Genomic DNA, 13428 nt, shown 5'->3' on the forward strand with positions numbered 1-13428 from the left:
CCCTGTTGTCGTCATTCGTCCAGGAACAGCTGCAAGGTCTGGCGTTTGAAGCCCGTATGCACCCGCTGTGTATGCCCGGTCGCATCCGTCACGCCGCGGGCGAGCACGCCCTCCGGGCCTTCGATGCGGTAGGCAACAAAGGCCATCGGCTCGCCGGAATGCTTGTCGAGCAACACGAACTGTTCGTCGTAGAGGGGTTTTGCCGACGGTAGCGCCGGCGCATTGAAACTGCCGTCGGCGGGACCCGCCAGCTCCTTCGATGTGGCCTTGAAGGACATCTTGCCGGGGCCGTGGAGCATGATGTTGCCGCCTTCGAGCTTCAGGTAGGCGCCCTGCGCCGTCAGCATGACGTGCTGCTTGGCCGCCACCATCACGCTCTTGGCGACGCTGGCAACCGTCACCCGTTTTGCCGCCGCCAGCTTTGTCATGCCCGATTGGCTTTGCACGCTGGCCTTGCCGCTGGCTGCGTGCATGGCGAAGCCCGTCTCCTTATTGGGCTTGTCCCCGGCACTGGCTTTACCGTAGGTGAACAAGGTGATGCCATCCTTGAAGCCATTCAGCCAGCTGCCCTGGGCCGCGACATTGATGTCCTGGCCGGCCGTCAGGCTGGTGGTGGCGCCCGCGAACATCACGGCACTGGCTGGGGTGACGGCGACGATGCCGGCAGGCGCGCTGAGCTGCAGGTGCGGCTGGCTGAAGGCAGTGGCGGGATTCGTATGCTCGCCCCCATCGGTGGCATCGAGCGTGGCCAGCGTGTCCGCCAGTTCCGTGGTGGCCGGCAGTTTTGCCGGTGCCGGTTCACCGTCCAGTTTGGCGTTGTGCTGCTGTGCAGCCGATGCCAGCGATTCCTGCAAGGCCTTGCTGGCGCCGACCTGGCTGCCAGCCTCGCGTGCGTCCAGCTGCGTGCCGCTGGCATTGCCGCGCGCATCGGCAGAGAGCAGCAGACCCCTGCCCGCGCGCATTGCTAAGCCGTTTGCCGTCTTCAGCTCGGCTCCGAAGCCGGTGGGATGCAGGCGCCGGTTATCGGTCTGGTGACGCAGCATGCCAAGGTTCAGTTCGTCCATGCCGTCGTGGGCGGCCGCATGGCGCTGCAACGACAGCCGGGACTGGCCAGGCGAGTCGTCCAGTACCAGCTGGCTGTACGCACCGGCGCCAGCCTGGCTGTCCTTCATTGCCTGGCTCTTGATGCCCGACAGTACGGCCGCGTGGGCGTGGCTGCCGCTTTCGCCGGGGAACCAGGCAGCGGCATTTCCCGTACTGCCGCCCGGGCCGCCGGCAACCTGGTTGTATTGCGCGTCCATCTGGCCCCGGCCGTTGTAGACAGCGCCGATCACCACGGGCCGGTCGATATCGCCTTCGAGGAAATCGACCAGCACTTCCTGGCCCACGCGCGGCAGTGCATGGCTGCCCCAGTTCGCTCCCGCCACCGGGGCCAGCGGCGTTGCCACGCGCACCCAGGTGCCGGCCGTGTCGTCGCCCGGCGCACCCGTGTGGTTGTCGCCGGCCGGGTGGGCAAGGCGGCTTTGGCCCTGCTCGCCCCGTTGCCAGTGGAACTGCACCTTGACGCGGTGGTCTCGGTCCGTATGGATCACCGAACCGGCCGACCCGACGACGATGGCCGTCTGCTGCCCTTGTACCCGGGGCCGCTGCGGGTGGGCGTCCGGGCCGGTGCGGTAAGGCGTGCTGCTGCGGATGGCATCGATACGGTTGCGGTACAAGGGCCGCTCGCCCTTGCCGGGTCCCACCGCATGCAAGCTGGTGCCCTGCTCGCCGGCCAGCTGCAAGGCCAGCGCGCCTGGGCCCAGGCAGGCGGTCGCGCATGCCTGCAGCGCGGCTGTCAGGTTGTTGTGCATCAGGTGGACGACACGCACTACCGCGAAGGTGCGGGCGGCGTCGTCGGCGGCGTCCAGCTGGGCCTGGCCGTGCAGGGTGAACGTGGTACCTGGCGCCAGGGTGCGAACGGTGCCGGCGCCCACGTACAGCTCCGCCCCCGCCGTGACGCTTTCCAGGTGCCGGTCGGCCAGGCGCTGGCCGTGCTCGCGCGTGGTGTACGCATACTGACCCCGCGTGTCGTGGTCGGTGAGTGCCGCGCCGTGGCCGCCGGTGCTGACGGAACGCTGCCGCAGCGCGCGGTAATCCCAGCTGTCCAGCTCAACCGCGCCGGCCCGCAGGCGCTGTTCGATGCGCCAGCGGTCCATGCCGTCCTCCTTCATCACCGCACTGGACTGGGTGAAGCGCACCTGCGGCTGGAAGTTGGGCTGGAAAGCCCCGTTGTGATCGGCAATGACCATCGTGTGGCTGCCCAGGGACGGGCTGCCCGGGTCGTCCGTGTGCTCGAAGAAATGGAACAGGCCCTCTTCCGCCATCAACCGTGCCACGAAGGCGAAATTGCTTTCCTGGTACTGCGTGGTGAGGCTGCGCACGGGGTAGACGTCGCGGTCGACGATATCGAAACGCCACTCGGGCGCGAGGCGCCCCTTGCTCTGGTATTCACGGAACACCGCGTCGATGATGTCGAACACCGTCATATGCTGGAACACCCGGCTGTCGCGTCCCAGGCTGGCAAAGCGGGTCCATGGCTCCAGGGTCAGGCGGTAGCGGGCCAGGCCGCCATCGGACCCGCTGTGCTCGACGGCGGTGACGTGACCGTGAAACGGCCGCAGCACGTCGCGGCTGTGCGCCGTCATCAGTTGCAGCAGGGCGGGCTGGCCGATCAGCGATTTCAGGGAAAGGTTCGCGTCCACCGACAGCGCGCTGATGGCAAATGAAAAGCCGTGGCTCAGGCCCTCTTCGCCGCGCACGCATTCGACCAGCAATGCGTCCTGTCCCAACGGGGTAGCAAGCCGTAATAAACTGTCCCGTTGGGACAAATCGGACGACGACAGCTGCCGCAGCAGCCTAAGGGACAGTCCAGCCATATGCGCAACTCCCCGACAGATCGGTTCGGAATAGCAACGGCAAGACTTCCATCCGCAGCTCTGCGGGAAATCCTAAAGATCGCGGGGAAATGAATATGGCGCTACGTCAACAACACAGGCGGCAAAGGCCCGCAAGGCGACGGATACTGCGTTGAAGCAAGAGGGATGTAACAAGGACTACCAGGAGGGGTGGTGCGGCTGGCTGGGATCGAACCAGCGACCCTTGGCTTCGGAGGCCATGCTGCTGAACCTTAGGGAGGTGCGCTGTTGCTGCAACTCCTTGATTCCACAGAGTATAGCAACTGGCAACAAATGGCAACAGTGGGCGGTAAAGGGAAGAAAATAGCCTGTTTTCTCCCCCAGAATTCTCCCCATCTTTCCGATACCATCAACTTGGAGAGCTGTCCGGGCTTAACGGGAACCTTGACCATTTCAGCAGCTTGGCACACGCCCCCCCCCCTTATCTTCATCACAGCGACGCCAGCATTGGCGGCGCGCACCTAGACGGCAAGACTTCGTTCCTTTCAGGATACATGCGCCCATTGTTCAGCCCCTTCGCCACAAATTGTTGGATGTTCTAACTCTTAATCAATGGGCATTGCCGCCTTGAAAATTTTGCACTATTCTGTCGTCTTCTGCCTAACATAACCATCACCTCCGGTGCAAAACGATATCAGCGAGGGCGAGATCCTCACAATTAAGCATGTGGCAGACTACCTGAAGGTCACTGAACGGACTATCTACAGGCTAGCTGCCGCCAAGCAAATCCCGGCCTTCAAGGTGGGCGGAAGCTGGCGGTTCCGGAAAGCTGATATCGACGATTGGATAGCGACCCAATCTCAGGACGCGGAGAGAGACGCAGGTTGATATCCGCCTACCATGCCAAGTACTACGCCCACGAGCTGACCCGACGGCACACGGCCGACGGCGTTGATCGCCTGTCGCAGTCCCTGTTCGATGCCAGCGTAGATCTGAACCCCCACCAGATCGATGCGGCCCTTTTTGCGCTGCGCAACCCGCTTCAGGAAGGCGTGCTGCTGGCCGACGAAGTGGGCCTCGGCAAGACCATCGAAGCCTCGCTGGTGGTTTGCCAGTACTGGGCAGAACGCCGCCGCCGCTTGTTGGTGATCTGCCCCGCCAGCCTGCGCAAGCAGTGGGCGCAAGAGCTTCACGACAAGTTCGCCGTGCCCACCACTGTTGTGGATGCCGTCTCTCTACGCAAGAAATCCGCTGGCGACATTCTCTCCACCTTGCAAGGGATGGTCGGCAAGGCCGTCATCATCATGTCCTACCAGTTCGCCGCCAAGCTGGAAGCGGAGCTGCGCGCCGTGCCGTGGGACGTAGTGGTCATCGACGAGGCACACAAGCTGCGCAACGCGCACCGCGCCAGCAACCGCACCGGGCAGGCGCTCAAGCGCGCCCTGCATGGCCGCAAGAAGCTACTGCTTACCGCCACGCCGCTCCAGAACTCGCTGATAGAGCTTTATGGCTTGTCCACATTGATCGACGAGCACTTGTTCGGCGACGAAACCGCCTTCCGCAAGCAGTTCATGAACAGTGCCACCGGCATGGACGAGCTGCGCGAGCGCCTCGGCAGCTTCACCAAGCGCACCTTGCGGCGCGACGTGCTGGAATACATCAAGTACACCGAGCGCAAGGCGCTGACGCAACCGTTCAATCCCACCGACGACGAGCAGGCGCTTTACGAGCGCATCTCGGCCTTCCTGCAAAAGGAAGACTCCTATGCACTACCCAAACAGCACCGCCATCTGACGTCGCTGATCCTGCGCAAGCTGCTGGCATCCAGCTCCCACGCGGTCGCCGCCACGCTCATCACCATCCGCGAACGGTTGCAAAACCTGCTGGCGGCGGGCGCGACGGAAGACGACGGCACTGAGCTGGTTGAGCAACTGATCGCCGAGGACGATCTGGAACACGACTATCTGGACGAGGAAGCCAGCGAGGACGAAGAATCCTCTCGCCCCCTCCTGCCCAGGTCAGCCGAAGACGGCAAACCCAACCCCAACGCCACCAGTATCTTCATCTCCGCCGAGATCGAGGAACTCAGCGCCTTCATCGACGCCGCGCAGGCACTGCAAACCGACACCAAGGCGCAGGCACTGCTCAAGGCGCTCATGCTGGGCTTCGGCAAGATGGCCGAACTGCGCGCGCCGCGCAAGGCCATTATCTTTACGGAGTCCAGGCGCACGCAGGAATACCTGCATCGCTTCCTCTCGGCGAACGGTTACACGGGAAAGCTGGTGCTGTTCTCCGGCGCCAACACCCACGACGAATCCACCGCTATCTATCAACGCTGGCTTGCGGAGTTCAAGGGAACGGATCGCATCACCGGCTCGCCTCAGGTGGACAGGCGCACCGCGCTGATCGACCACTTCCGCCGGGACGACGGCACGGGCGCGGAAATCATGATCGCCACCGAAGCCGCCGCCGAAGGTGTCAATCTCCAGTTCTGCGCTCTCATCATCAACTACGACTTGCCGTGGAACCCGCAACGCGTAGAGCAGCGCATTGGCCGCTGCCACCGTTACGGCCAACGCTACGACGTGGTGGTCATCAACTTTCTCAACACCCGCAACCAGGCCGACCAACGCGTGTTGGAGCTGCTCACCGAAAAATTCAGCCTGTTCTCCGGCGTGTTCGGCGCTAGCGACGAAGTGCTGGGCCGCATCGAAGGGGGCCTCGACTTCGAAAAGCGAGTGCTCCAGATCTACGACACCTGCCGCCAGCCGGAGCAGATTGAGGCCGCCTTCAACAAGTTGCAAACGGAACTGGAAGATGTCATCGCCGACCGGGTCAAGGACACCCAGTTCCAGTTGCTGGAAAACTTCGACGAGGACGTCCACGACCGCCTCAAACTGCGCCTAGACGAAGCCGAAGCCCGCCTCGACAAACTGGGCCGCTGGTTCTGGGGTGTCACTCGTTACGCCTTGAGCGAGCGCGCCCGTTTCGACGAACAGTCCTACGCCTTCTCCTTAAGCACGCCGCCAGACCGCATCGCGCCAGGCCGTTATCAGCTCATTCGTGGCGCTGCCCAGCCGGACATGCTGGCTCACGCCTACCGTCTGAGCCACCCACTGGGCGAGTGGAGCATCGACGCCAGCCTCGTCGCGCCCACCCCTGCTGCTACGGTGAAGCTCGACTATGTCAAGCACGGCGCGCGCATCTCTGTGGTTGAGAAGCTGCGCGGCAAATCAGGTTGGCTCACGCTAGCACGGCTGGAAGTCACCGCCTTCGAGACATCCGAGGCGTTGCTGTTTTCCGGCCTCACCGACGACGGCGAACCGCTGGATCAGGAAACCTGCGAGAAGTTGATGAGCATCCCGTCAGCCGGGGAGCCAGTCGCGCTGCACTCCGCCGTGCCGCATGCCTTAGCGGCAAACAGCCAGCGCGCGGTCGCCGCCACCATCGCGCAGGTGCTGGAGGCCAACCAGCGCTTGTTCAATGAGGAACGCGAAAAGCTGGAACGCTGGGCCGACGACAAACTGCTGGCCGCTGAGGACGCCCTGAAGAACACCAAGGCCCGCATTGCACAGCTGAAACGCGACGCGCGCAAGGCCGCCACTTTGCAAGAGCAAGAAGGCATCCAGCGCGAGCTTTCGGAACTGGAACGCAAACAGCGCCGTCTGCGGCAGGAGATCTTCACCGTCGAGGACGAGATCATCGCCAAGCGCGACGAACTCATCGCCTCGCTCCAGCAGCGGCTGCAAGAAAAGACATCCAGCGAAACTTTGTTCAGCATCCGCTGGCAGGTCGCCTGAAAGACCCATTCACCACGAACCAGACCCCCCCGAGATCCAGGCACCACATGACCAATAAACACAACCCCAAGTTTCAAGAACTTATAGCCAAGCTGCGCGAGATTTTTCAGATTGACCGCCCCGAACTCGACTTCGGCATTTACCGCATTCTCAACGCCCGCGCGGGCGAGATCAACGACTATCTGGAGAACCGGCTGGCCGACAAGGTACAGGCCGCGCTCTCGGCGGGCAGCGCCGCCAGCGCCATGCAATTGCAGGCCGATCTGGACGAAGCAATCAAGCAGGCGCAGGCACTGGGCGCGAATCCCGATGATCTGCCCAAGGTCAAGGATCTACGCGCCCGGCTGAAGGCCGCCACCACAGGTAGGAGCGAGCACGAGAACGCCGTGTTCTCGCACCTGTTGGCCTTCTTCTCGCGCTACTACGAGCAGGGCGACTTCATCAGTCAGCGCCGTTACAAGGGCGACACCTATGCAATCCCCTACGCGGGTGAGGAGGTGATGCTGCACTGGGCCAACAAGGATCAGTACTACACTAAGAGCGGCGAGAATTTCAGCAATTACAGCTTCAAGCTCGATGACGGACGCACCGTGCATTTCCGGCTAGTGGCCGCCGACACCGCGAAGGACAACCGCAAGGACAACGACAAAGAGCGTCGCTTCGCACTGGTCGAGAAAAGGATCGTCATCCGCATTGACGATCAGGGCGACGAGTACGAGGAAGAGATCCTGCCGGTGGAAGAAGTGGACGGCGCGAACGGAAAGGAGCTGATCGTCCGCTTCGACTACGCCACCCAGCCAAAGGGCACGAAGCAGGAGGCGCTGGTCACGAAGGCAGTGGAAGCCGTGCTGGCCGATGTTGCCGTTAAAGCACGCTGGCTGGCCTTGGGCAACCGCATGCCAACCGAGAAAAACCCGCAGCGCACCTTGCTGGGAAAGTCCCTGACCGACTACACCACCAAGAACACGGCGGACTACTTTATCCACAAGGACCTTGGTGGCTTCCTGCGGCGCGAGCTGGACTTCTACATCAAGAACGAAGTCATGCACCTGGACGATGTGCAGAACGCGGGTGCGATTGCAGACATCGAGAAATCATTGCGAATGATTCAGTGCCTGCGTGCCATTGCGCTAGAACTGATCGCCTTCCTCGCGCAATTGGAGGACTTCCAGAAGAAGCTGTGGCTGAAGAAAAAGTTCGTGGTGTCCAGCCATTACTGCATCACGCTGGATCGGGTGCCGGAGGAATTGCGCCCTGAGGTTGCGGCGAACGGACGGCAGTGGGCGCAGTGGAAGCAATTGGGCGTATGGGATGGCGACAAGCCGGGGACGGCGGAGGATTTGAAGGCTGCGCCGTATCGGATGGTGGATACGAGTCTGTTTGATGGTGAGGTCGTGCATAAGCTGGTGGCAAGCATCGAGGACATTGATGCAAGTGTGAACGGTCTGCTCATCAATGGCGATAATTTTCAGGGTCTATCGTTGTTACAGACGAAGTACCGCGAACGTGTGACTTGCATTTACATTGATCCTCCGTATAACACGGACGCTTCAGCGATTATTTACAAGAACGGATACAAAGACTCCTCCTGGCTCTCTTTGATCCAGACAAGGCTTGATCTGGCAAAGCGTCTCATGCAGGAAGATTCGCTGATTAGCGTTGCCATTGATGACCAGGAGGCGTCTCCGCTAGTCCAAGTGCTTAACTCGACGTTCGAGAAGCAAGTTGGTGTTGCTGTAGTCAAATCAAACCCTCAAAGCCGGAAGACAAAGGGTAAGTTTTCCCCTGTTCATGAATACGCCTTCTTTTATGGGAAAAGTGAGAAGTCTTTGCCGTACACCATTGGATACAGCGCAAGCAAAGCTGCTCGATATCCATTAGAGGATGAGCAAGGGAGATACGCATGGATGAATTTCATTCGAGCTGGAAGCAACGATTTACGAACAGATCGACCAAGGCTCTATTACCCGATTGCAGTGAGCGCTTCGAATAAGCTAAGAATCTTGAAAATGGAGTGGAATGAGGAAAGGCAGGCGTATGACTTGCTGGAACAGCCCGATGCGGACGAATCGCTCGTCTATCCAATCCGAGAGGTAGATGGAACCCCTGTCGAGAAAAACTGGCAGCGTGGCCATATTCGGGTCAGTGGAGAGTATGCAGAACATCGCGTTCGCCGTAATGCAGAAGGCGAAATCAGTATTGACTTCAAGACCAGAATGGACGACGAAGCAGCGCCCGTGACTTGGTGGGACAAGGGTGAGTACGCCTCTGCGAATTATGGGGCGCCGGAGCAGAAGGAGTACTTTGGAGAAAAACTGTTCGATTTCCCAAAAGCAAAAAAACTGGTCGAAGATGCAATTCGCGCATGTGGTGCGGCAGAGCCTGAAAGCATCACGCTGGATTTCTTTGCCGGCTCAGGCACCACTGGGGAAGCCGTACTTCGGATTGGACGAGAAACAAAAGGGACTCATCGATTTATTCTTGTTGAGCAAGGAAGCTATTTCGATACGATCGTCAAGCCACGCATCCAGAAGGTCATCTATTCCGCCGACTGGAAGGATGGTAGGCCGACCGCCGCAGAAACGGGGATCTCCCACTGCTTCAAAGTCCTCAAGCTCGAAAGCTATGAAGACGCCCTGAACAACCTGCAACTGCGTCGCACTGCCGCGCAGGGCGACCTGCTGAACGCGCTTCCGGAAACAGCCAAGGACGATTTCCTGCTGCGTTACATGCTCGACGTGGAAAGTCGTGACTCGCTACTGTCGGTGGCAGACTTCAAGAAGCCCTTCGACTACACCCTGAACGTAGCCGTGGATTCAGCGGGCGCATTCGAGCCGCGCAAGATCGATCTCGTGGAAACCTTCAACTACCTGGTCGGCCTTCGCGTCAAGCACATTGATGCCCAGCTGCAGCGCGGCTTCACCACCGTCAACGGGACGCTGCCTAGCGGCGAGAGCTGTCTTGTGCTCTGGCGTGACTGCGACGTGCTGGACTACGATGGAATCAGCAAGCTGTGCGACAAGCTCGCCATCAATCCGGCGGACAACGAGTTCGACGTGGTTTACATTAACGGTGACCACAACATCCCGACCGTGCTCACACAAACGGCAGAGGAAGGCGGCGTGACGCGCGTGCTCAAGCTGCGCCAGATCGAGCCGGAGTTTTTGGAGCGCATGTTCTCGGTGGAGGACATCTGATGGCGCGGCCACGCAAAACCACTGCCGCCGCTGGCGGCGCTGCGGTCGCTCGTAGCGGCGGGAAAAAGCGCAGCTTCCATCAGGAGCTTGTGCTGAACCGCTGGGTCCTGGGCTTCTTCCAAGGTGGAACTTTAAGCGCACTCAAGTTACGGTTGGGTGATGACCGGCACGAGGGTATCGACGAGGATGGACAAACCAAGTTCTTCCACGAGCTGATCCGTGGTTTGTTCGATCCCAACCGTGTTCCCGAAGCTGACCTGCGCCGCTACGATCTGAACGTGGTCGCCCACTGGCAGGCCATCACCGTCCAGCGCAACAAACTGGAAGTCCACGAACTGCAGATGAAGTACTTCCAGTACCTCTCGCTGCTGTTCACGGAGCTTTATCTGGATTGGTATTTCAACCACCGCCAAGAGCTGCTCGACGGACTGAACGAGGAAATGGCGCGCTACCGCACCGAGGCGGGCGCCGAGCCGTTTCGCGATTTCGAGGCGGATGACCTGAACAAGATCGCCTTCTGGAACGCCACGGGCAGTGGCAAGACCCTGCTTTTGCACGTCAACATCCGCCAGTACCTTCAATACTTTCAAGCTGGGCGCATTGACCACTACCCCAGTAAGATCATCCTGCTCACGCCAAACGAGGGTCTGTCGCGCCAGCATTTGGAGGAGTTGCATCTGTCGGGATTCGGCTTCTCACAGTTCTTCAACAAGGCGCAGACTCCGGCGCGCGGCACCATCGAAATCATCGACATCAATAAGCTGGGCGACGAGATGGGCGACAAGACCGTCGCCGTTGAAGCCTTCGAGGGCAACAATCTGGTGCTGGTGGACGAAGGGCATCGGGGCACGGGCACCGCGGCGGGCGCGTGGATGGCACGACGCGACGCGCTGGTGCGCGGCGGCTTCGCTTTCGAGTATTCGGCCACTTTCGGGCAGGCGGTGGCCAAGGGCATGACCGTGCCGGCAGCGGAAGAGGACATCCAGAAGAAGCGCGCCAAGATGTTGTTCAACACCACCAGCCTTCGCAGCCTGGACGACGGGCAGAAGGCGCAGCTTGTGCTGACGGCGGATGACAAGCGCCGCGCGCGCATCACTGCCACGCGCGAGATCTACGCCAAGTGTATCCTGTTCGACTACTCGTACAAGTTCTTCTATGAGGACGGTTACGGCAAGGAATCGCTGATCCTCAACATGAACGGCGAAGCCTACGAACAGGCTGACAACGCCACTAAATACTTCACCGCATGCCTGCTCGCCTATTACCAGCAGCTTTGGCTGTGGAACACGCACCACGACAAGCTGGCCGACTTCAACATCGAAAAGCCGCTGTGGGTGTTCGTAGGAAACACAGTGTTGGGTGAGGAGTCGGATATCTTGGAAGTGCTGAACTTCCTCGCGGTATTCCTCAACAACGACACGCAGGTCAAGACGTGGCTAGGCGACCTAATTTCCGACCGGGCGCAGATTCTGGACGCTAAGGGCAACAACATCTTCACCGGGCGCTTCACGCCCCTGATGGGATTTTCCGGGAAGGTGGATGAACTCTATGCAGATATTCTGCTGCGGGTGTTCAACGCCTCAGCCAAGCAACGGCTTAAGCTGGTCAACATCAAGAGCAGCAAAGGCGAGCTGGCGTTGCGCGTTGGTGATGCCGAACCCTTCGGCCTCATCAATATCGGCGACGACGCGGGCTTCTTTGGGATGGCAGAGGAAGAAAATTCCTTCGACAGCGAGCGCGACGACTTTGGCGGCGCACTGTTCGGCACCCTGAACAATAAGGTCAGCCGTCTCAATGTTCTGATTGGCTCACGCAAGTTCACCGAGGGCTGGAGCAGTTGGCGCGTCTCGACCATGGGCCTGCTGAACATGGGCCAAGGCGAAGGCTCTCAGATCATCCAGTTGTTCGGACGCGGTGTTCGCCTAAAGGGCAAAGGCTTCTCGCTCAAGCGCAGCTTGCCGCAGGACAGACCGAAGGGAGCACACCTGGACAAGCTGGAAGCGCTCAACATCTTCGGCGTGCGCGCCAGTTACATGGCCGTGTTCAAGGACTACCTGCGCGAGGAAGGCATCACGCCCAGCGACGAGGTGTTGGAACTGGATTTCCCTACGCACGCCAACCTTCCCAAGGGTAAGCTGAAGACGTTGGCTCTGAAGGACGGTTACAAAGACAACCAGAAACAGGGTTTCAAGCGCACGCACTTCCCGTGGCTCTACGAAATCCCCCCGGAGTTCGAAGGAAAGATAAAGGCACCGCATGTAGTGCTGGACCTGTACCCGCGTGTAGAGGCGCTGTCCAGCAAGGACAAGGGCGTAACAGCCACGACGGAGGTACGCAACAAGAGCAAGCTGAACGCGAACCTGTACCCGGTATTCGACTGGGATCGCGTCTACCTCGCTTTGCAGGACTACAAGCTGCAGCGCAGCTGGAGCAATCTACGGCTGGATAGACAGAAGCTGATCGACTTCTGCGCCGGCGCGGCGGACTGGTACACGCTATTCATACCAGCGATGGAGCTGAACGTGACCACGTTCGCCGACGTCCACAAACAAGAGGACGTTCTGATCCGGCTGCTGACCGACTACACTGACCGCTTCTATAAGGCGCTGAAGACCGGCTACGAGGGCCAGTTCTACGACATCATCCAAATAGATGAAGACCATGGCTCGATGCTCAAGCTGTACCAGTTCGAGATCGAGAACACGGACGACGGTCTGGAATATCAGGCCAAGCTGGAAGTGCTGAAGAAGCTGGTGGCGGACGGCAAGATCGGCGAGGCGAGCCAGTGGAACGCGCCGCACATGGTAGCCATAAGCTTCAACCGCCACCTGTATTACCCACTGCTGGCGTTGGAGGACAAAGAGGCCGTACCGCTAAAACTGCGCCCGCTGGCCTTCGACGCGCCGAGTGAAGTCGAGTTCATACGCGACCTTGAAGCGTTCTACAACTCAAGCGAAGGCAAGAAGGCCATCGGCCAGCGGAGCCTCTACTTGCTGCGCAATGCGGATCGGGAGGACAAGGGCCTGGGCTTCGCGCTAGCAGGCAACTTCTACCCGGACTTCCTGCTGTGGCTGGTGGACGACGCCAGCGGCAAGCAATGGTTGACCTTCGTCGACCCCAAAGGGCTGCGTAATCTCGATCTCTCGCACCCCAAGCTGGGCCTCTACAAGGAAGTGAAGACGCTGGAGACGACCCTGGCGGGACAGGCTAACGCGGGAGAGCCGCCGCTTGTCTTGAATGCCTTCGTGCTATCATCAACTAAGTTCGCCGACCTGCTCAACGTAGGCGATCCTGCGAAGAAGGCCGATCTGGAAAGTCGCCATGTGCTTTTCATGGAAGACGGCGGCGCCGCCTATTTGAAGAAGTTGTTTGCTGTCTTGGCGTAACGGAAGGCACTTTGGTAGTTTTGAGATAGCCCCCTGATCCACCAGACACAGTCGATGCGGTATCCTTACGGATAGGAATACGACTGTGAATATGACTAGGAACAACCAAACCATCGAAGTAGTGACGGTGTCGGAGGAGCGGCGCCGT

General features: G+C 60.1%; 5 protein-coding genes. 4 read left to right on the forward strand and 1 reads right to left on the reverse strand.

All coding sequences use genetic code 11. The annotated features are described in order from the left end of the window. Window positions 1-11: 11 nt before the first annotated feature. Window positions 12-2918 (reverse strand): type VI secretion system Vgr family protein, encoded by a 2907-nt coding sequence (locus GM672_RS19665; RefSeq protein ID WP_155472232.1) that lies wholly within the window; start codon window positions 2916-2918, stop codon window positions 12-14. Window positions 2919-3590: 672 nt separating this feature from the next. On the opposite strand from GM672_RS19665, the gene mads1 reads away from it, so the two are divergent. Genes mads1 through GM672_RS19685 form a run of 4 tightly spaced genes read left to right on the forward strand, consistent with a single transcriptional unit; the run spans window position 3591 to window position 13280 of the window. Continuing rightward, window positions 3591-3785 carry a methylation-associated defense system helix-turn-helix domain-containing protein MAD1 gene (gene mads1 / locus GM672_RS19670; RefSeq protein WP_443094176.1) on the forward strand — a complete coding sequence of 65 codons (195 nt, stop codon included), beginning with the start codon at window positions 3591-3593 and terminating at the stop codon, window positions 3783-3785. Then, entirely contained in the window at window positions 3782-6697 is a 2916-nt protein-coding gene (locus GM672_RS19675) for an SNF2-related protein (RefSeq protein WP_155472233.1), read from the forward strand. Before mads1 ends, GM672_RS19675 begins: the two co-directional genes overlap by 4 nt. 47 nt (window positions 6698-6744) lie before the next feature. After that, entirely contained in the window at window positions 6745-9894 is a 3150-nt protein-coding gene (locus GM672_RS19680) for a site-specific DNA-methyltransferase (RefSeq protein ID WP_155472234.1), read from the forward strand. Continuing rightward, on the forward strand, window positions 9894-13280 hold the full coding sequence (locus GM672_RS19685) for a DEAD/DEAH box helicase family protein (RefSeq protein WP_155472235.1): 3387 nt from the start codon (window positions 9894-9896) through the stop codon (window positions 13278-13280). The genes GM672_RS19680 and GM672_RS19685 overlap by 1 nt, the downstream gene beginning before the upstream one ends. Window positions 13281-13428: the final 148 nt, after the last annotated feature.

The organism is Pseudoduganella buxea (assembly GCF_009720835.1).
In the GTDB taxonomy this organism is placed as follows: domain Bacteria; phylum Pseudomonadota; class Gammaproteobacteria; order Burkholderiales; family Burkholderiaceae_D; genus Rugamonas; species Rugamonas buxea.

Excerpts from the sequence above, each read along its gene's own strand:
- GM672_RS19680 (WP_155472234.1), top strand. The coding sequence starts at position 6,745 with ATGACCAATAAACACAACCCCAAGTTTCAAGAACTTATAGCCAAGCTG.
- GM672_RS19665 (WP_155472232.1), bottom strand. The coding sequence starts at position 2,918 with ATGGCTGGACTGTCCCTTAGGCTGCTGCGGCAGCTGTCGTCGTCCGAT.
- GM672_RS19685 (WP_155472235.1), top strand. The coding sequence starts at position 9,894 with ATGGCGCGGCCACGCAAAACCACTGCCGCCGCTGGCGGCGCTGCGGTC.